Source organism: Gracilibacillus thailandensis (assembly GCF_010994055.1).
Taxonomy (GTDB): Bacteria; Bacillota; Bacilli; order Bacillales; family Amphibacillaceae; genus Gracilibacillus; species Gracilibacillus lacisalsi.
Genome location: NZ_WJID01000019.1, coordinates 55,079 through 74,578 on the forward strand (window position 1 = coordinate 55,079; position 19,500 = coordinate 74,578).

22 protein-coding genes are annotated in these 19,500 nt (G+C 31.9%); 5 read left to right on the forward strand and 17 right to left on the reverse strand.

Annotation, left to right across the window (positions count from 1 at the left end; genetic code table 11):
- Positions 1-16: 16 nt before the first annotated feature.
- The 6 genes from GH715_RS07605 to GH715_RS07630 are packed head-to-tail and all read right to left on the reverse strand — an operon-like array spanning position 17 to position 3,850.
- Entirely contained in the window at positions 17-1,180 is a 1,164-nt protein-coding gene (locus GH715_RS07605; protein WP_205601841.1) for a conjugal transfer protein, read from the reverse strand.
- Between the two features lie 30 nt (positions 1,181-1,210).
- Positions 1,211-1,435: a hypothetical protein gene (locus tag GH715_RS07610; RefSeq protein ID WP_153834905.1), complete on the reverse strand. Its 225-nt coding sequence runs from the start codon at positions 1,433-1,435 to the stop codon at positions 1,211-1,213.
- Positions 1,436-1,448: 13 nt separating this feature from the next.
- Positions 1,449-1,766 (reverse strand): hypothetical protein, encoded by a 318-nt coding sequence (locus GH715_RS07615; RefSeq protein WP_153834904.1) that lies wholly within the window; start codon positions 1,764-1,766, stop codon positions 1,449-1,451.
- Positions 1,767-1,783: 17 nt separating this feature from the next.
- Entirely contained in the window at positions 1,784-2,377 is a 594-nt protein-coding gene (locus tag GH715_RS07620; protein WP_153834903.1) for a thermonuclease family protein, read from the reverse strand.
- A gap of 6 nt (positions 2,378-2,383) precedes the next feature.
- Positions 2,384-2,746, reverse strand: a complete 363-nt coding sequence (locus tag GH715_RS07625) for a hypothetical protein (RefSeq protein ID WP_153834902.1) — start codon at positions 2,744-2,746, stop codon at positions 2,384-2,386.
- 15 nt (positions 2,747-2,761) lie between these two features.
- Complete coding sequence (locus GH715_RS07630; RefSeq protein WP_153834901.1) at positions 2,762-3,850, reverse strand: ParM/StbA family protein; 1,089 nt, start codon at positions 3,848-3,850, stop codon at positions 2,762-2,764.
- A 399-nt stretch (positions 3,851-4,249) separates the two neighbouring features.
- Between GH715_RS07630 and GH715_RS07635 the strand changes: the two genes are divergently transcribed.
- Complete coding sequence (locus GH715_RS07635) at positions 4,250-4,744, forward strand: hypothetical protein (RefSeq protein ID WP_153834900.1); 495 nt, start codon at positions 4,250-4,252, stop codon at positions 4,742-4,744.
- Positions 4,745-4,781: 37 nt separating this feature from the next.
- On the opposite strand, the gene GH715_RS07640 is transcribed toward GH715_RS07635, so the two are convergent.
- The 11 genes from GH715_RS07640 to istA (GH715_RS07690) form a co-directional block, all read right to left on the reverse strand.
- Positions 4,782-4,976 carry a hypothetical protein gene (locus tag GH715_RS07640; RefSeq protein ID WP_153834899.1) on the reverse strand — a complete coding sequence of 65 codons (195 nt, stop codon included), beginning with the start codon at positions 4,974-4,976 and terminating at the stop codon, positions 4,782-4,784.
- A gap of 190 nt (positions 4,977-5,166) precedes the next feature.
- Positions 5,167-6,543 (reverse strand): sigma factor-like helix-turn-helix DNA-binding protein, encoded by a 1,377-nt coding sequence (locus GH715_RS07645; protein ID WP_153834898.1) that lies wholly within the window; start codon positions 6,541-6,543, stop codon positions 5,167-5,169.
- Positions 6,544-6,937: 394 nt separating this feature from the next.
- The gene (locus tag GH715_RS07650) at positions 6,938-8,020 is read right to left on the reverse strand and encodes a replication initiation protein (protein WP_153834897.1); all 1,083 of its coding nucleotides are present in this window, start codon (positions 8,018-8,020) and stop codon (positions 6,938-6,940) included.
- A gap of 517 nt (positions 8,021-8,537) precedes the next feature.
- Complete coding sequence (locus GH715_RS07655; protein ID WP_163578528.1) at positions 8,538-9,284, reverse strand: helix-hairpin-helix domain-containing protein; 747 nt, start codon at positions 9,282-9,284, stop codon at positions 8,538-8,540.
- A 39-nt stretch (positions 9,285-9,323) separates the two neighbouring features.
- Positions 9,324-9,848 (reverse strand): transcription termination/antitermination NusG family protein, encoded by a 525-nt coding sequence (locus GH715_RS07660; protein WP_153834895.1) that lies wholly within the window; start codon positions 9,846-9,848, stop codon positions 9,324-9,326.
- A gap of 156 nt (positions 9,849-10,004) precedes the next feature.
- Positions 10,005-10,772 carry an IS21-like element helper ATPase IstB gene (gene istB, locus GH715_RS07665; RefSeq protein ID WP_153834894.1) on the reverse strand — a complete coding sequence of 256 codons (768 nt, stop codon included), beginning with the start codon at positions 10,770-10,772 and terminating at the stop codon, positions 10,005-10,007.
- A complete protein-coding gene (istA, locus tag GH715_RS07670; protein WP_163578529.1) occupies positions 10,772-12,331 on the reverse strand; it encodes an IS21 family transposase in 1,560 nt (519 codons plus the stop codon). The genes istB (GH715_RS07665) and istA (GH715_RS07670) overlap by 1 nt, the downstream gene beginning before the upstream one ends.
- A gap of 102 nt (positions 12,332-12,433) precedes the next feature.
- On the reverse strand, positions 12,434-12,577 hold the full coding sequence (locus GH715_RS07675) for a helix-turn-helix domain-containing protein (protein WP_153834892.1): 144 nt from the start codon (positions 12,575-12,577) through the stop codon (positions 12,434-12,436).
- Between the two features lie 137 nt (positions 12,578-12,714).
- The gene (locus GH715_RS07680) at positions 12,715-12,960 is read right to left on the reverse strand and encodes a hypothetical protein (RefSeq protein WP_153834891.1); all 246 of its coding nucleotides are present in this window, start codon (positions 12,958-12,960) and stop codon (positions 12,715-12,717) included.
- A 79-nt stretch (positions 12,961-13,039) separates the two neighbouring features.
- Positions 13,040-13,768: an IS21-like element helper ATPase IstB gene (gene istB / locus GH715_RS07685; protein ID WP_153834890.1), complete on the reverse strand. Its 729-nt coding sequence runs from the start codon at positions 13,766-13,768 to the stop codon at positions 13,040-13,042.
- A complete protein-coding gene (istA, locus tag GH715_RS07690) occupies positions 13,768-15,216 on the reverse strand; it encodes an IS21 family transposase (protein WP_324186984.1) in 1,449 nt (482 codons plus the stop codon). Before istA (GH715_RS07690) ends, istB (GH715_RS07685) begins: the two co-directional genes overlap by 1 nt.
- A gap of 442 nt (positions 15,217-15,658) precedes the next feature.
- Here istA (GH715_RS07690) and GH715_RS07695 point away from each other — a divergent pair, with 442 nt between their 5' ends.
- The 4 genes from GH715_RS07695 (at position 15,659) to GH715_RS07710 (ending at position 19,463) form a co-directional block, all read left to right on the forward strand.
- Positions 15,659-16,420, forward strand: a complete 762-nt coding sequence (locus tag GH715_RS07695; RefSeq protein ID WP_324186983.1) for a helix-turn-helix transcriptional regulator — start codon at positions 15,659-15,661, stop codon at positions 16,418-16,420.
- 46 nt (positions 16,421-16,466) lie between these two features.
- Positions 16,467-16,835, forward strand: a complete 369-nt coding sequence (locus GH715_RS07700; RefSeq protein ID WP_153834888.1) for a RidA family protein — start codon at positions 16,467-16,469, stop codon at positions 16,833-16,835.
- A 346-nt stretch (positions 16,836-17,181) separates the two neighbouring features.
- Positions 17,182-17,940, forward strand: coding sequence for an SDR family NAD(P)-dependent oxidoreductase (locus tag GH715_RS07705; protein WP_163578530.1), 759 nt, complete (start codon positions 17,182-17,184; stop codon positions 17,938-17,940).
- Between the two features lie 65 nt (positions 17,941-18,005).
- The gene (locus tag GH715_RS07710; RefSeq protein WP_153834887.1) at positions 18,006-19,463 is read left to right on the forward strand and encodes an NCS1 family nucleobase:cation symporter-1; all 1,458 of its coding nucleotides are present in this window, start codon (positions 18,006-18,008) and stop codon (positions 19,461-19,463) included.
- The last annotated feature ends 37 nt before the right edge of the window (positions 19,464-19,500 follow it).

Consider the following 19,500-nt stretch of genomic DNA (forward strand, 5'->3'; position numbering starts at 1 on the left):
ATAATCCCCCATTCAATTAATTTTCATTTTCTTGTTCAGGTGTACTATCATCTTCTCCGTTCTCTGTATCCCCATCTATTACTTCTTCACTTGAATCATTACTGTCATCCTCTATGCTGGAGATCACCCCCTTATTGTCGTAATTATTCATACCTGAAACTAAAAACCTATCTTCTTGTTTAACTAATTCTAATTGGTGAGTAACATTAAACTTTGTTTCAGTTTCAGGATCGATCAACTTAACTTCTGCAAAAACAATAAACTGATTATCAGCTTGACCTTTGTATATCTTTGAATTTTCAACCTTATCAAAACGCATTGTTCCATTTAGACCATCAGTTACATTGTCGTCAGTAATCATAAAATTCAATTTATCTTTTTCATCTTCTGCATATGTCTTAAAGAACGTTGGCAAAAATTCTTGGATACTATTTGTAGCTTCTGACTCTGCTTGATTCATCCTGTCATACTTAACTTCTTTTACTGTTGTCTCATCTTCATAGACATAGGAGAATTTAGGTAACTCATATACTCCATAAGAATGTCCATCAAATGCTATTGGCACATCTATATATTTTTGAATTTTTTTCTTCTCTGGCTTATCCTTTTTTTTATCTTCTTTTACTTCTACGTATTCGTACTCTACTAAAAATGTAAGATACGCAAGATTAGTTCCTTTTTCAGTTATTCTCTTTAATTCAGCGTTCTTAAAAGTAGAATTCCAATCCATATTTGGAATGCTTAACCCTGAATGGTTTCTAATTCCTTCTGCAACGTATTTAATCATTAATTCTTTTCTTTGATCTTTACCGTCATTCGTTGCAGTCCATGTAAAGTAATCTTTTAAGAAGTTCTCAGCAAACTGAATAGCTTCTGGTGATGTAGCTTGGTTATTCTCAACTTGTAATAATTCATCTGCATTACTATCATCACCACCACTAAATAAAGTGACTATAACTACTAAAAACATGAACAAAAATAAACTCCAGAAAAAAATTACTCCAATTTTTCTAGCAAAATAGCCTTTTGGCTTAACAGAGTAATTAATGTCTCTCTTTTTCATTTCTTTTTTCTCTTTCTCGCCTTCTTGCCACTTTTGGAATTTTAGATAATACCTTTTAAACGTAGATATCTTTTTGGGAGTATTTTTCTTCAATGCTTTCTTCTTGTTTTTTTTCAAAAACTTCACTTTAGCACCTACTTTCTTTAATTAAAGTCGTTTGCCACTTGTTCCAAAAAGAATAATGATAGCAAAAATAATTGCGACAGTTGCTAAACTTCCGTATTTGACTTTAGAAGATTCATATAGTCCTACCACTATATCTTTAAATTCTTCCCACAAAGGCTGTAATTGAGGGAATGTTTCAAGAACTATATTTCCTATAATCGCAATTAGAAAAATCCCTAAAATAGTACCGATAATCATGCGAAACATTAAACATCACCTCTTACTCTTTATCATCATCTAATTTGAGATCCTCATTGGTGCTTCCACCATCAAAAATGACTAATTTGTTTTCGGTTAGCATTTTCTGTTTGCGTTTTTGACGAGCAAATTGTTCTTCATCAATCTGAACTAGCAATTGAATAATTAAAATAGGAACTTGTTGCTTTTCTTTCCAATCAGGGTTTAACCATTTCATCTTTTGAATTTCTTTAACAACTGTTGATACCTTAACACCTTCATACTCGCCCTCTAATACCTGACCTACAAACGGAAAATCATGTTCATCTGCTCGAACCTTATAGGTAGCAGTAATAAACACCTTTTAAAACTCCTTTCTTATGGAAAATTAAATCCTTTTTCTGTTACATATCCATCAATCGACCATATACCTAATTCTTTTTCTTTTGCTTCTTGTTCAGCTTTCTTAAATTCATCTAGGTATTTCGTATTTGGTTCATAAACAAAAGCAACTCTTGCAAGACCTAGACTCAACAATTCTTTATTAATGTTCTTTCCATCTTTAAAAACATAAGCTAGTAACCGATCATACTTATCTCTTTCATCAATTCCTCTTTCAATTTCAACTACAGTATCCTTGATAAGTGTTTTTTTAACGTAATCACTAGCTTCTTTACCAAAAGGCTGCTCTGGTGTATCAGGTTTTACTGTTTCAGGAGTATCAACTAATAAAAAACGTATCGTTTCTATTTCTCCGCCTGAAAATTCAACCTCAATGGTGTCACCATCAATAACTCTATTAACAATTGCTTTTTCTAGGTTGGTATCTTCATTTTCACTAACTTTTTCTACTTGACTTGCATTAGAACCACTTATGGACTGAACAATATCATCAATGCTGTTGAAATTAGAAAAAGTAAAAAATAAAAATAGTACAATACCCAAACCAATTATTTGATTTATGAACTTCATTTATCCTCACCCTGTAAACATAGATAAGGCTTCCTGCATTGATTTACGAGCTTTATCAACATTTAATGAAGCATTATCATCTTCTTTGTCCTTTGATATATTGCTAACATCAGAGGACTTTATATTACTTAAAAGGTCTTTTATTTCTTCTAGCTTTTCTTCTTGTTTATCTTGAAATTTTTTTACGGACTGATTTAATTCATGAATTGCCTGGTTATAAATATAATCCTCCTGCAACCTATCAGCCCCATATTTCAAAAGTGATTTTAAAGCCTTGTTTTGCTTTTTCTCTGGAAATTGTTCTAAATATTTTCTTATATCATCATCATCTTTTGTAATCCTGATTGAATATACGTCTTTTACCGCCAATATCATCACCTAGCTTTAGGTTGCGACTTTGCTCACTAAGTCATTGCTATATAGCATTTTTCCGATTCTGTAATAACCAATTGCATTAGCGAATTGACTTGAGACAATAGTTTCTAATCTATGATTAAAATGTGATTGTAGATGGTCTAAAAACAGTGAACCACCCCCACCTACAACAAAAATGTAATCAAATGTGTCTCCTTCTTCTTTCCAGAGCTTATTAATTCGATCAATGATACTATTAACAACAGCTTTATAAGATTGTTCAACCTCATTCGACAAATCTATTTTTTGACCTCGATAGGTAATTGATTGTCTTTCTAAAATTCGATCGATTTTACTTTCTGATAAGTCAGATCCACCTGTCTTATTTTGATACGCAATTTTGATATTCTCATATAAATTAACTACACCTTGATCTACCGTTTCAGAGAACTGGAGTAAGGGAGTAAATGCACCTTCACCTTTCATTTCAACGACACAAATATCTGTTGTTCTAAAACCAATATCAATAATCCCTATTTGATTACCTTTTTCCATAACATCACTTTTGAATGTCTTTCCCTCATGGTTCATTAATGTTGACCAAACAGCAGACATACCTTGTGGAAATACGCCCACATCAGAAATAGAAATTTTTCTACTTTGGACATTGTTTAATCCATTAATCCATTCGATAACAGGGCTTTCTTCAAGTAATTTAGCTTTAAAGTCTTTATGTTGGGTTCGGAAATAATCTAAAGGTAAACCAGTAAATAAAGTAACTTCTTTAGTAGAAGGTTTAGTAACTAGTTGGATCGCGACATTCATTAAAATCTTTGAGTATTCGTGATTATATCTTTCACGTTCAAAAATACGAGTTGCATCACTTGAATTTTTTAATGCCATTTCACCCACATAATAATGCTTACCATCAATCTTTATATGGATTTCAGATAAGTCTAATCCGTTCTCTCCACCTTCATTTTGTTCAATGAAATTTGCTAAACCACGATCTCTTCCTGAACCTACAACGGAAGGAAACAATACCTTGTTACCATTAGAAGAAACAGCCTTTACAAATCCATAACCCACATCAACAGCAATAGTTTCTACTTCACTCATTTTTTATCTCCTTTCTTAAATTGAAAATTTAACCTTTTTATGCTAAAACAAATACAATAAATCTTTTTTCTTAAATAAAAATGAAAGCCAAAAGCAATCTGATCTGAAATAAGAACAGACAGACTACCTATGACTTTCATTTCTAAATTAAAGGGAGTTTTCCCTCATTAGATTTTTAGCCCCTAAAATTATCATAGAGGCATGGAAAGTTCTTCACCTTCCATAGTGGTTTTAAAACAAATGTTTACAAAGAAAACGTGTTTAAAAGTATAAGTGTAATGGCTTCTCCGTTTATAACTGTTTACAGTTATATCGGATAATTTGATTATACAAAATAAGAATATAAAATGCAACAGTTTACTGTTATATTTTTTAATTTTTTTATAAGAAGGTGAAATTATGGAATCAAGATTAGTAATTGGCTGTAAATCATGTTTTAAAAAAGTGAAGAAAAAAAGGGGTTACACTATAAATAGTGAAGGACTGCTGCGAACACCTATTACTGTTCACACAGCTTATACGATTCATGAACTCTATGAATTATTTTTTGAACATTATAATTGCCCATACTGCGATAATAAATTACATATTGAACCTGAAATCATGTTATTTGCTAATGATTTTATTGATAAGCATTACCACATTATTTTTAAGCCAGAACACATTGAAATTATAAATGATGAGGAAACAATTATTTTTAAAGATGAGGAAATAGAGGTTTCTGAATCTATAACAAATAAACTAAATAATAAAGACACCAAAAATTATCCATCACTAGATGAAATTCAAACTATCTATCAAGCAAAGAGAAAAGTTGATTTAAAGAAATGGTATTTTTATATAGAATCTGGAACAACTAAAGATCCTTATTTCATAAAATACCAGCGTAACTAAAAAGAGCTATGGAATATATTCTCCATAGCTCCTACAATCATTTTATCTGAAAATCGACTCCATGATTGATTGCAATATTGTAACACTTTTTACATAAGGCAATATGTTTATTGTAATCACTATATGGTAGTTTAACCTCATGATAACGTTCATCTAAAGGTATTTTCTTTTTACAACCAGCACAGTGATCTACTTGATATGATTTATTCTTAATAGGAATTACCTTGCTCACTTGTATCACTCCCAAAAGGATAATACGTATAACACCATTATACATGAATACATTAATAATTACACTTGAACAGTTATGTCAGGGATTCACATGAAACAATATAAAAAAGTGTTTAAACTCACGTACCATTAAACTTTGTATAGTTATAGGTAAAGATACGATAAATAACCATTTAATAAAGTGTTTAACTTCACGCACCATTAAACTTCTTTAATATTTGAGAGACACGACCTTTAGAAATACTAAGTTCTTCAGCAATTTCTTTTTGCTTATATCCTTTTCCTTTTAATTCCACAACTTGATTGAACAATACTTCTTTTTTTTGCTGTCTATTTTTTTCATAATCTTCCCTATTCATTTTATGTGTACCATCTTTAAGTCGTTTTTCTCTCATGTATTTAGCATGTTGTTCTTTAGCAATATTTGAATTTCTTATACTTCTTAGTTGGCGTTGTTCATGTTCTGTTATATTGAGTTTCTTTATTAAGTTACTATTTTTATACGGTCTTTTAATATTGTCTTTGTTACGATAGATCATTATAAAAGCATTATCACTTAATAACTGAAAGAATTCTTTAGCATCATCATAAGCACTTTTGACTGTTTTTTCAATCCATGATTTTGTCATTCTTTCAGCTTTCTTTTCTGTAGTATATACATCTTTGATTTCATGCATAACGCTTCTTAAAACGTCTGCTTTAGTGTTTAAAACAAGTGATTGATGATAAGCAAGAACATATATAAAGACGTTTCTGCAATTAGTTAGATTTCCTTTTCTTATTTCAATTAATTTTCTTAAATCTGATATTCTAGCATTATTAGTGCGATAAAATCTCATAATTCGAATACCAATGTCACTATTGGTACTAGATATGGACATAAACTTCTTTTTTCTTCTAGTTTCAAATATTTCTAGTGGTCTGCAATACTCTTGAAGTTCTCTTAAAGTGTATGCTTCATTGTTCCAAATCTCAGCTTTTATTTTAGCGTTATTCCTTTCATTTATACTATTAGGAACACGCATAACCCTGCTAAGATCCTTACAATTATAATCAGCACCTAAAAAATGCAATTTACTTATTAATTGTTCAGTAATATAGGATACCAACCAATCCATTTCAGGACTTGCTCCTTTGTCAATGGAATAAAAGAGTTGTATTCCCCTGCTTTTTAATACTAAATTTGGTTCAGGTATGATATTTGATAAAATCATAGATTGAATTTCATCTAGGGCTTCATCAATGGAATAATTGTTTTTATATTGATCGATATCTATTCCTATATTTCTAATTTGCTTTAAATATTCGCTTGATCTCGAAAAATCTTTATTTGCCCAATCTACATCAAAAGCATTTACACTAATAAAACGTTTGTATTGATTTTCAGTGAATTCTTTTAATTTATCAATATCGTTATAACCGAAAAATAAATGCCTTTTGAAGTTATAAGTAGTTGCTATATAACCGGTTTTTTTATTCTCATTAAACCATAGGTCTGTCCAATCCTTTAATATATCCTTTGTATGTAGACCTATTGATTTTGGAACAGTTTTAAGAGCTTCATTCATATATAATAAAACCTCCTATCTCAAACTCATTCCTTAAATTGACCTGAATTTTTGGCAATAAGGAATAAGAAAGGATAAGAGGTAATAAGTTAATTATAGTTATTTTCTAGATACCACTATTTAAGAGTGCAAAATTCCAGAAAAAAACAGCACAAAAACTAAAAAAGTGTTATGAATACATTTTAATTTTGCCTTTTTTGTGGTATTATAATATTAACTTAATATTAATGTTTTATTAACCTTTCTTATTCTTTGTCAGTCGCCAAACAGATCAAAGAATAAGGAACTCTTTTCTAACCTACTGATCGCCAGTCAGTAGGTTTTTTATTTATATATTTCATAACTGAATTCTGTTACATAAATTATAACATAACTACTTAAATTTTTACTAGATTTATAATCTAGCATTTCTCTCTTTTTTATATTTTTCCCACCACGAAGGTAGAATATCTTTTTGATTAGAATTTCCTGATGATCGAGAAATATCTTCTTTTCCATTTTTAATCATGTATGTAACAAAACCAATAGGGTTATCTATCTCTTTATTTTCTAAAGATTTTTTGAAAAGGTTTCGTATTTTAACGAACTTAGTAGTACCTTCTCCCCAATGATTTTCTGCTTGACTTACCCATCTTCTAAGAGTAGTTTCTGTCATTTCATCCTTAATGTTATAATCTTTTAATAAATTTTGGATCTCTATAAATAATGATTCAAACCACCTATCCTCTTCTGTTTGTTCCTCAATTGGTTCTTTAGGAGGTTCTTCTGGAACGTTAGGAACAGTCTCCGTCTTAATATAGAAACGGAGACTAACTACTTTTCTCCCCTTTTTAATTTCTTCAAAATCAAATGTTATATCGGTGTTTTGATTTATTTCTTTCATTGCTATTTTTAAAACACGTTTCTTAAAGTTGTGATATTCATTATATTTATTTTCAACACCCAATAACTTTCTTAACTTTTCCAAAGGGATTTCCGTTTTTTTAACAGTTTGCCATTGCTTTAAAATTTCATAAAGCCTTATTGAATATGAACTTTTAAGTTGCATGACATTTTTTAATTTATAACTAGTGAATTCCTTTTTCAATTGTAAAAGATAAGGTTTTAATCTTGGATCAAATGATAAAGAAATACTTCCTTCACTTTGATTATACTCTACATAGGAGATCCAGCCCATTTGTTTAAGTTTATCATCTTCCCAAATTTCAAGGACTTTACTCAATAACTTCTTTGTAATCATGCGTAGCTCAGAATACTTAGGCGTACCTTTATAACCTAATAAATCACAGAACTCTTTCACAGATAAAGTATAAGTTTTGAAATCCTCATCTTCTTTTCTAATTTTACTTACCAAGAATAAAACAATTTTTTGTTCTACAACTGATAACTTATAATTTGCCTGAATCAATTTATTAGATTTCGTAACCACAAAATTACTCATTGTTTCAATGCTCTTTTGATTTTTATTATCTGTCATAATTATCCCTCATAATACTTCGGTATTCCGTTAATCATAAACCGTACTTTTTTGGTTACTGAAACGCTTTTTTTACCAAGTTTTTAAATTCTATCTCTACTATATCGAGAAAATATGCAAAAGTACATGTTTTTTTTAACGTACTTTTAATATTTTCAGCACTTATTTTTAAAAACGACTGAAATAAATAACCCAAAAAGTACGCTTTTAACCATAAATGTACTTCAGACACCAAAATTGTACGGTTATAACCAAAAAAGTACGCCTTTAACCAGATAAGTACGGTTATCAACCATAAATGTACGTTTTAGCAAACCAAAAAAGTACGATTAATAACCAAAAAAGTACGGTTATTAACCATAAACGTACGATTAATAACCGTAAATGTACTTTTAATTATTAAAAAATACTAATCTATCAACTAATATAGACACTCTAAAACATTAAATCTATTAAAACATTTAAAACAATATATATAAAAACATCAAAACAATAGATTTATTGATTGTTTAATATATTATATATTTAATAACTTCTTTTTATTCTCAATTAACATTAGATCTAAACGTTCTTTTAACTGTGTATTTCTCTGAACAATTTTATTATTATCAATTGCAATATTCATAGCAGCCTGTTGTCCAATTAAAACTAATTTCTTTTCAGCTTCATCAACTTTTGGGAACGATATAAGCTTCATTTTAGTAAGCTCATAAGGATTTCTTTTAAGTAATTCTAGGGTTTCTGCCCCCTTCTTTTTATAAACTTTAATTACAAACTCTGGATCAATTCCATATTCACTTAACTCAGAAACTATATTTTGTAATTCGTAAGTCTGCACAACACTATGAGCTATGGTTATTGCTTTCTTCTTACCGATCCCTTTAATTCCTAGCAAAGCTTCTTCTTTCTCTTTCATAATGATTTCAATTGCATTTTCACCAAGTTCATTAACAATTCGAATTGCCTGTTTTTCACCACAACCCTTAATAAAGGGAGAAGATAAATAAGAAATGATTTTTTCTTTGGTTTTTGGGATTGGTCTTTCCCATTTAGTTACTTCGAATTGCTTACCATATTTGATGTGTTCAGTCCATTTCCCTTTAAAAATTATTTCTTCATTCTTTTCAATGCCAAAAATATTACCTTTGAATGTTATATCTTCACCATTTTGTTTTTGGAGTATACCAATCATGAAATTATCTTTTTTATATTTAATTACCTTAATTATGCCTTGTTCTCTTTCAAGAAGTTCAGTTCCATTCATAAAGTTAATCCCCTTTCTTAAACTTTTGTCAGTCGCCATTTAATAAGCTATTTCTTCTGTAATGTTATCGAAATAGAACTTTATTTCTTCTTCTGGAACATTATATTTATTTGGGATTGAAACAACTTTAGGTATGCTTTTTATATCGTGATATAAGTCTGATGGTATTTTTTCAAAATCGCCTTTAACTTCTATGATGATATAACCACGAATAAAAGGCGTTTCTTTATTATTTCTAGTAGTTGGATATTTACTAATTTCTTTGTTTAGCTCTTTTATTTGTTGTTTATAAGCTTCTTTTAATGTTTGATTTTTTTCATCATTGGTATTTAATTGATAGTATGCATATCTCATATTACTTAAATAGTTTCTAATCCTTGATTGTTTAAGATACTCACGAATATTGTCATTATCAAGGTTTATAGTTTTTTGGAAGTCAACTTTTGTATCTATTGCATATATACTACTCACAATATTAATTTTTTTCTTTAGCAACAGATCCGTTAAAACACTTAACACATATTTTTCAAAATTAGTTTGAACTTGAACAACAAAATAAGCCATATTATCACCCAGCTTTATTTTCTTTGATAAGTAATTTTTCTATTTCAATATCTTTTAACCTATATAACGCTCCTACAATAAACTTATATCCGACACCTTTTTTACCTCTCAAAACACGACTGTAAGCGTCAAGTAAAAATGAACACTTTTTGCTAATTAATTCTGAACACTTTCTCCCTTAAAAATGGAAGTTCTGTTTTTCATCCTATAGCTATCCTCATCATGAAATTGAATGACTTCGACTCGATGTAAAATTCTATCTAGAATGGCGGTAGTAATGCCTTGGTCTCCTAGAAGTTCACCCCATTCGCCAGGTCCTTTATTAGAAGTTAAAATGATGGAAGCATTATCATGTAAATCATTAATGAGATGAAAAAATAGATTAGCTTCTCGTTGATCCATTGCCATAAACATGAGATCATCAATAATTACTAGATTGGCGTTTCTAATACGTTTCATTTTAATTTGCGCCTTCCTTGTGATTTCCTCAGCTTTTAAAGTCCGAATGAGTTCCTCCATGGTAATAAACATGACGCGATATCCTCGCTCTATAGCTTGTATGCCAAGCCCAGTTGCTAAATGTGTTTTACCTACGCCAGCCGGCCCCAATAAAATTAAATTAAATAACTGATCTACCCAATTCAACTCACTCAGCTGATTCATTTGCCTGTTACTCAGGGTTTGTTGCTCATTCAATTGATACATATCAAGCGTGGTATGGGCAGGAAAGGCTGCCCATTTCATTTGTCGCTCGATTTGTTTTTCATTACGTCTTTTTAGTTCATAGGTTGTTAGTTTTTTCAGTAATACTTGATACGTCCAATCTTCTGTTTCAGCCTGTCGAATGATAGTTGGAAGGTAGTCAGCTACTTCTGATAAGCGCAATGTTTTTAATTGTTGTTGTAATGATTCTAGAGACGTCATTATTTCGGTGCTCCTTCCAAGATCTCAAGATATACATCCAATTCTCTAACTTTAGGTTTCATGCTTTCATAGGTAGTTGGTAATTCATTTGAACGTTGCTTTATTTCTCCTACAGTAGTTTCGACTGCACAACGCTGTTTTTCAATATACGTCACCATGTCTTTAAACTCTGTTGCACTATAAAAATTTCGGTTTATACATTCCTTTAAAGCCTCATCTCTTGTTTGAAAAGGGACGTCCTGAATAGCCTTTAGAATAATTTTTAACTGATCCCGTATATAACGTGGGAAATGGGTTTGAATGTTCTTTAGAAATGCCATTGCTTTTCTTTCATCGGTAAAGTTCTTTGAAACAGTTACCATATATGCTGGAATACCTTTACTGCGATCTCGTTTATGTTGCGTCTCTTGGATGAGTTCTCCTTTCTTTTCACATATCTTGTGCTCAGCAATAATAGGTCCTGCTTTTGTTTCACGTATTTGAAGGGTTTGAGCATCTGTAACGAATACATACACTTCTTTTTGTTTATTGTACGTCCCTAATGGAACAGAATAACGATTAGACTCATGTAAAACGGTATTGTCCTTCCGAACAGTTCTTGCTATACTTAAATCTAAAGGCGATATAGTTATTTTTTTCGTAATCGGTTTGAGGTGTCTTTTTTCGACGGAAAACACTTCAGCCGGTTTCTTTTTTGTGGTATTGTGCACTTTACCATTACCGGTTCTTTCTAGCCAACTCATCGATTGTTCATTCCATTGATCAATATGTCGGTATACTCGGTTTTTGGCAAAGTTCTGCTTTATAAACTTCACACTATTTTCCACTTTTCCTTTGCTTTCTGGATCACTTTTTCGACAGACATAGAGTTGAAATTTTCTTTGTATGTGATACTTTTGAAATTCCTCCGTCAAAATCAAATCCCCACCATTTTCACTGACAACGATCAAAGCATCTTGATCATATACGATTTCTATAGGTGCCCCACCAAAATAGGCAAAAGCATTTTCATGAGCTCGCATTACATCTTTAGTTGTAAAAGGACGATCAAGCCATTCCGCATACTTATAACGAGAATGAGAAAGGACGAAACAAATGACATATAATTTCTTCGTTTGACCATTTGCTGTTTTTTGTTTCGTTTGCCCAAAATCCACCTGCGCTTGTTGTCCCATGGGTAATTCAGGTACCGCTTCATAGGAACGGGGGTAAATCTCTTTTGGAATATTATATTTTTCTCTCATCTCTTTTACATAACCACGAACCGTACTTTCACCAACGGTAACGTTCGGATATCGTTCCTTTAGCCAATCATGTACTTGGGCACCTGATAGATCAGGGTGTTCACTTAACCATGTATGAATTAATAACTCGTATTGATCTAACTTCCGTTTCCTTTTTTGAGTAGATGCCATCCACTCCGCTATTTCTTCTGGTGACTTCTCCAAATATTTATAAACGGTTGTCCGAGAAACACCTAATTTCCTTGCGATTCTTCTAATTTTAAACCCTTGTTGTTTCATTTGATAGATGTCCATGTACATTTTCCACTTCTCCACCTTTTTCCCTCCAATGACAGATAATATATCTATCATACTATGAAGGTTCATTTTTGGTTGAAAAGTGTTCATTTTTATCTAGCAGAAACTGTCTATTATAGTTTAGCAGTTACAACGACTCATAGTGCTTTCATGAATACCTATTAATTCAGCCAATTCTTTGTTGGTTAAACCTTTCTCTTTTTTGTAGTTTTTCAAGTATTCAATGTTTACTTCAAACTCAACATTACTTTCAATGGTTTTCATATTTCTAATCACCTTCCAACGCTAATGTAACTTTAAACTGTTATAACTGTTTACTGTTATATTTATTATAAACCGATTCTTTCCTCTAGGCAAGTCATTTTCAATAAAAAAAGCTCCAAACTCAAAAGAGTTTGAAGCTAGCTTTTACTGTTCTTCTTTTTATAATTTGAATAAAGATTTTTAACAATGTTTAAGGTGTCTTGAACACTATTTCTTTTTCCTAATATTAATTGACAGGCATAATCTAAGTTAATATTGGGATAGTGTTCTAATGTTTTTAAAAATTCGATTCGTTCATGTTCTGTTTTGAAAATAGACCAGGGAAGTTGAATAATTCTCTTACCATTGCTGTTTTTTAACAAAAAATAAGCTTTTTTATTCACTTGTTCCCCACTTGTATTTTGCAAGAGAAAACCTGAGAAAAATGCAAAAGAAATTCGAGAACTTTGCCAGCCCTATTTTTTATGATGGAAAATTTGATAATGCGTGTGTTACACGATAACTATCACCAGTAAAACTTAGAATGTGTGCATGGTGAATCACTCGATCCACCAATGCAGCTGTTAATCTTGCATCTACGAAGATACGGTTCCATTGGCTAAATTCCAAATTAGAAGTGATGATTAAACTTTTCTGTTCATACCAGTCTGTAACCAGTTGGAATAGTAACTCTGCACCATCTTTACTAAATGGTACGTACCCCATTTCATCCAGGATAACCAAGTCCACTTTATTGAATTTGTTTCTAAAGCTTTGCAGTTTCCCTTCATTCCATGCTTTCTCCAAATTCTCTACCAAATCGGCTACGCGATAAAAACGTACTTCGTACCCTTTCCGACATGCTTTTCTACCTAATCCTGTTGCGATGTGTGTTTTACCTGTACCAGGTGAGCCTGTTAAAATAACATTTTCCTTTCGTGAAATAAAGTGTAAGTTTCCCAAGTTTTCACGGTCAATTTGTGGTGGGAACTTTACCTGATTACCCCACTGAAAATCTTTTAATTCTTTATCATTCATAAATTTAGCCTTTTTTATCAGACGCTCTCCCTTGGCTGTTTCACGAAGTTCAAACTCTTGTTGGAATAGGGCCTCTAAATACTGACTGGGATTCTCGAACGGCACCTTGTCATAAATATCTGCCACATAGGCTAAGCGTAATGACTTGCACATTTCTTTCAATTGATTACTCATTAACAATCCTCCTCCCCTTCAAGTACAGGTTCAGCTGGGCGAAGAGAATCATACATGCTCCAGTTCACTTCATAAGGGTGATCTTCCAATTCAAACATTGTGTCTTCTTGTTGAGGAAGGAGCTCATAAAACTTCTCGTTAATTTCAGCCATGCTAAATTTAATAATTAATCCCATTAACCATTCAATTCGTTCTTTTCGAAGTGGCTTAGATTCGATGTGTAAATAACTAGCTATCCTTCCTGGAAGGTAAGGGAAATATCTCGAATAAGGAACAGACCTTGGTTTCCTTCTCCACATCTTCAATATAGAAGTCCATGGTATTTCTCTTGATTTACTCATATATGGTCGTGGGCCTTTTCCTAATATTTCACCGTTAGGTGAAATTACTTTGTAAGAATCCCAATATGTAATCAAATGTAATGGATTATAATGATAACTGGTAGGAATATGAATAGCTTTCTTATCAATAGTAACTTCTCCGTATTTATTTGCTGATACAAGCTCTTTTTTAAATACCGGATAGTCATTTTCCGGTAAAGCTAAACAATACTTTTTCTCTTCTTCGATAAGATCTTTAATGGGTTCTCCTTTTTTATAATGACCGCGTTCATGATCTTTTTTGGATTGTTCCGCTAACATTTCTCGTAGCTGTTCCAAGTCTTGAATGACGGGGGAAGGAGTGAAAAAGTTATATCGTACATAGCCTACTTTATTCTCCACATGACCCTTTTCATTTCCCTTTCTAGCATTACATGCTTGAGGCTCAAAACCATAGTGACTAGCGAATCTTTGAAAGGCCTCTGTGAATACTGTATCGCCATGATTTCCTCTAGCTTTGACAACAGCTGCAGCTAAGTTATCAATTCGTAATTTTCGCGGAACACGTCCGAATTGATTGAATAATACTTTTAGCCCTTCCAAAAAACATTCTTGATTTTCTCCTGGGAGTGGCACAGTATATCCTCCATTACTGTAAGGTAAACTCATAACCAGACAGTGAATGTCTTTTGCTTTCCCATCTTGGATTGCTTCAGTTATGCCAAAATCTATTTGTGCTTCGGCAGGAGGATGAGTCAAACGGTCATACTCTTCTTTGAATTCCTCATCATCTTCCATAAGTCTATCTTTCCATTCTGCAATGAAATTACAGACGGTTCTGTAAGAACCAGGGAACTCCAATTCTTTCAACTGTTTATAGATGATTTTATTATTACGTCGTAACTTCTTTTTTAAGGCGTGATCTTCCATCAACCAATCGGAAACTATTTCTCCCCATTTCTCGTCGTACATCATTCCTCTCTTTTTAGGAACACTTTCAGAAGGAAGTAGATCTCCATCCGCATACTTTTTCACAGTTTCCCAACTAAACCCAGTTCTTCTTGATATTTCATTGATCGATAATGATTTCTCATTTCTTAATTTTTTGATATGATTAATTTCAGGCATTGCTAGCATCCTTTCATTACCTCCACCATTTTTGATTAGACACCATTAACGGTAGAGTTTTTTGATCGGGCTGGCAAGCCTTTTTTCTTTGTTTTATGAAAATTGCTAGATTCTAAGATTTTCTTTGCAATTCTCACTACTTATATTTTGCACTAAACAACTGTCTCTATCTTTTCTTTTATAGCATAAAAACATACTTGTAAAATTGTGAGAAATGTCTTTTGGGTTTCTTGTTGATTATTAAATTCTATTACAAATGATGATTCCATTAGAGTATTACGTTCTTGTATTACATCTTTTATAACAACCATACATATTACAATTCATTGCTTTCTCTTCTTAAAAAAATTTGTAATTTTATAAAAAAATAAGTTATTTTTGATCTGAAGCTGTGTCAAAAAAGCTATTTTTTTAGTACATCATCTTGTACGTGAATACTCGCATGAAAGAAAACGAAATTATTATAACTAAAAAAAATGTTGACAAACTAAAAAAAATTAATTATTATAAATTTATTGAATATTCAGAAATAGGGGACCTTAAAATGGAACATATTAATGACGAAATAAAGTTTTTAACATCAACTGTAAAAGGTATTGCCAGACAATTTGGTGATAATTGTGAGGTAGTCCTTTTAGATTTAACACAACACGAAAAGTATGGAAGTGGACTAATAGTTTTGATCGAAAATGGTCATGTAACAGGAAGAAAAGTGGGAGATACAGGAACTAATTTAGGTTTAGAAGTATTGAGAGGAACTGACCAAGAGGGGGATAAACACAACTATCTGACAAAAACCAAAGATGGAAGAATGCTAAGATCGACTACAATGTATATACGTAATAGTGAAAATTATCCTGTAGGATGTATATGTATTAACTTCGACATCACCAGTCTAATGATGGCAGAAACAGCTATTAAAGAATTCACAGATTTGAATAAGATAAACACGGATGTAAAAGAAGTATTTGTTAATAATGTAAATGATGTTTTAGCAGTTTTATTACAAGAAGTTCAAAGTTTTATAGGTAAACCTGTAGCACATATGAGCAAGAATGACAAGCTTAAAGGGATAAAATATTTGGATGAAAAGGGAGCATTTCTGATTCAGAAATCTGGTGATAAAATATGTGAATACTTTGGTATATCAAAATACACGCTCTATAATTATTTAGATATAATACGCAAGGAACAGGATATGTAAATTATAATGATAAATCAATTTAATAATAAAAAGGAAGGTAGATTTCATGAAAGAAATTATTGATACAAACCAGGCGGCAAAACCAGGCGGTCATTTTTCACAAGGAATTAAAATAAATAATAGAGTTTATGTTGCAGGACAACCACCAGTTGATCCCAAAACAGGTAAGATACCAGAAACTATAGAAGAGCAGACACGAATAGCACTAATCAATATCAAGCATGTCTTAGAAGCAGCAGGTGCTAAATTAGAAGATGTGGTTAAAATTAACACATATTTAACTAATGTAGATGACTTTAAGAGATATGACAAAGTATATCAAGAATTTTTTACGGATAATTTACCAGTAAGAACTACAATTGGCTGTAGTTTAAAAGGAATACCATTAGAAATTGATGCTATAGCTGAATTGTAAGGTATCAAGAAAATAATTAAATTGATTAACAAGATATTTTGAAGAGTGGAAGGACGTTAACTAGTCATCCATCACAACAAGAAGTCCCTTCTCTATCTAAAAAACTAAAATTTGATATAAATAGAACTCACATTTAATTCAAAAAATCTATAGATAACTTATTTTCTTTATCACTAATATCAACCAATCTAAAATAATCACAATATCTAGGTTTGGAAAAGTGTCAGATAGAGTGTGAAGATCAAGTGAGGTGGTATGAATAGAGTTGCTCTAAATGATAATAGGGTCATCATCAAAGGACAAATCAAAAGAGAGAGACTAAAATGATAGAAAAAGGGTGATTAGTGTGAAATTGGAAAATAAAGTTGCTGTGATAACTGGTGCAGGACCTGGGAGAGGTATCGGTTATACAATAGCAACAGCATTTCTTCAAGAAGGTGCTAAAGTATCTATAAACTACTTATCTAATAATCTGGATGAAAAGAAAAAGTTTAAAGAAGAAATGGATCAGTATGGAGAAAAAGTTATTATAACAGAGGGGGACATTTCTAAAGAAAAAACTGCAAAAGAGTTAATCAGTAAAACAATAAAAAAATATGGAAAAGTCGACATTTTAGTGAACAGCGCTGGAATATCTACCCCAGGTCTTATTCATGAGATGGATTTATTAACATGGAATCGGATGATAGATGTTAACTTAACAAGTATTTTTCTAACAACAAGTTTAACTATTCCACATATGATAGAAAATAAATTTGGTAGAATTATTAATATCTCTTCACAAATTGCTCAAAAAGGAAGTGTGGAACATGGTCATTATGCTGCCGCCAAAGCTGGAGTTATTGGATTTACAAAGTCTGCAGCATTAGAATTGGGTAAATATGGAATAACCGCAAATTGTATTGCACCTGGCCCTGTTGAGACGCAGCTTATGAATGAAGTAAGTGATGCTTGGAAAGATAACAAAAAAAAGGAGCTAGTAATTCCGCGATTTGGAAAAGTAGAAGAAGTAGCCCCAACGGCAGTATTTCTAGCATCCGATCCGGATGGAAATTTATATACCGGTCAGACATTAGGTCCTAATTGTGGTGATGTTATGCTGTAAATATTTTTTTAATAATAATAGTCAGAATATTCAGAAAATATAATGATTAGGGAGGAAGTATAGGTATGTCAGAAGACAAGGTGTTAATAAATGGGATGAAACCTGATCCGAAATTATACAATTATGATCTTTCACCAATGACAGGAAAAAATAAACAATGGACTTGGAAAGCTTACGCTGCTTTATGGATGGGAATAGTTCATAATATTGTGGCATGGGAAGTAGCGGCAAATTTAATTGTTGCAGGTATGAGTTTTTGGCAAGCTTTTGCGTGTGTTGCAAGTGCTTATATGGTAGCGTTCATTGCTATTCTTTTTAATAGTTACTCTGGCTCAAAATATGGTACTCCGTTCCCTGTTCTGATTCGTGCTAGTTTTGGAACGAAAGGTTCTCAAATACCAGTATTTATTAGAGCAATGCTAGGTGTGTTTTGGTTTGGTATTCACCTTTATTTAGGTAGTATTGCGGTTAATGTTATCTTAGGTTCAACTTTTCAAACATGGGAAAGTTTAGGGAACATAACGATTATTGGATTAGGGTTAAATGAGTTTATAGCATTTATTATAGCCTTTCTTATACACGCATATGTCATTAAACATGGTATGGAAAGAGTCAGGAAGTTTGAACAGTGGGCAGGCCCTATCATTATGATTATTTCAGTTGGGTTAGTAATTTGGGGTATTTCTGCTGCTGGTGGGATTAGTAATGTTGTGAACCTTACCCCTACCATTGCTGAAAATGAATTTTGGTCTACCTTTTTTCTTAGTATGACAGCTCTTATAGGTACTGTTGCCACTCTGATATTAAATATTTCTGATTTGACGAGATTTTCCAAGAGTCAAAAAGATCATATGATTGGGCAAGGTATAGGAATGCCGACCATGTTTATCTTCTTTTCATTAATGGCTTTGGTAACTACAGTAGGTACCATGAATGCGTTTGGAGAACCTATAACAAATCCTATTTATGTACTAGCTGAGTTTGATAATCCGTTTATTGTTATTGTTGGAGCAGCTTCTATATTAATTGCGACTATTTCAACTAATATTGCTACCAATGGGGTTGCAGTTGGTTATGATTTAACCAATCTATTACCTGAAAAATTAAATTTTCAAAGGTCAGGAATGATTGCTCTTATTGTTGGTGCGGCATCAGCTCCGTGGTTATGGTATGAAGAAGGCGGATCATTAGACACAGTACTTGGTGGCATTGGGGCTACAATGGGTCCGGTGCTTGGTATTATGCTGATTGACTTTTTTGTCATTCGTCGAATGAAATATGATGTTGGTAATTTGTATACTCATGAAGGAATTTACGGAGGTTGGAATAAAAAAGGATTACTAGCTTTTATAATTGGGATGTTATTCTCGTATAGTGGGTTAATAATTCCGACATTAGGATTTTTGTATAATTTTAACTGGTTTTTAGGCGTTGGTGCATCAGCTTTAGCTTATTTGGTGTTAATGTGGTCTGAAAGAAAGGTAGACGTTGTAGATAGTGAAAAGGGCGAGGAAGCATTATAAACGCTAGTAGTTTAGGTATAATATAAGAATTATTATT

Bases quoted from the DNA above. Each gene is read 5' to 3' on its own strand.
- GH715_RS07610 (WP_153834905.1), bottom strand. From the start codon at position 1,435: ATGTTTCGCATGATTATCGGTACTATTTTAGGGATTTTTCTAATTGCG.
- GH715_RS07620 (WP_153834903.1), bottom strand. From the start codon at position 2,377: ATGAAGTTCATAAATCAAATAATTGGTTTGGGTATTGTACTATTTTTA.
- GH715_RS07630 (WP_153834901.1), bottom strand. From the start codon at position 3,850: ATGAGTGAAGTAGAAACTATTGCTGTTGATGTGGGTTATGGATTTGTA.
- GH715_RS07635 (WP_153834900.1), top strand. From the start codon at position 4,250: ATGGAATCAAGATTAGTAATTGGCTGTAAATCATGTTTTAAAAAAGTG.
- GH715_RS07645 (WP_153834898.1), bottom strand. From the start codon at position 6,543: ATGAATGAAGCTCTTAAAACTGTTCCAAAATCAATAGGTCTACATACA.
- GH715_RS07650 (WP_153834897.1), bottom strand. From the start codon at position 8,020: ATGACAGATAATAAAAATCAAAAGAGCATTGAAACAATGAGTAATTTT.
- GH715_RS07655 (WP_163578528.1), bottom strand. From the start codon at position 9,284: ATGAATGGAACTGAACTTCTTGAAAGAGAACAAGGCATAATTAAGGTA.
- GH715_RS07660 (WP_153834895.1), bottom strand. From the start codon at position 9,848: ATGGCTTATTTTGTTGTTCAAGTTCAAACTAATTTTGAAAAATATGTG.
- istB (WP_153834894.1), bottom strand. From the start codon at position 10,772: ATGACGTCTCTAGAATCATTACAACAACAATTAAAAACATTGCGCTTA.
- GH715_RS07675 (WP_153834892.1), bottom strand. From the start codon at position 12,577: ATGAAAACCATTGAAAGTAATGTTGAGTTTGAAGTAAACATTGAATAC.
- istB (WP_153834890.1), bottom strand. From the start codon at position 13,768: ATGAGTAATCAATTGAAAGAAATGTGCAAGTCATTACGCTTAGCCTAT.
- istA (WP_324186984.1), bottom strand. From the start codon at position 15,216: ATGCCTGAAATTAATCATATCAAAAAATTAAGAAATGAGAAATCATTA.
- GH715_RS07695 (WP_324186983.1), top strand. From the start codon at position 15,659: ATGAAAGAAAACGAAATTATTATAACTAAAAAAAATGTTGACAAACTA.
- GH715_RS07700 (WP_153834888.1), top strand. From the start codon at position 16,467: ATGAAAGAAATTATTGATACAAACCAGGCGGCAAAACCAGGCGGTCAT.
- GH715_RS07710 (WP_153834887.1), top strand. From the start codon at position 18,006: ATGTCAGAAGACAAGGTGTTAATAAATGGGATGAAACCTGATCCGAAA.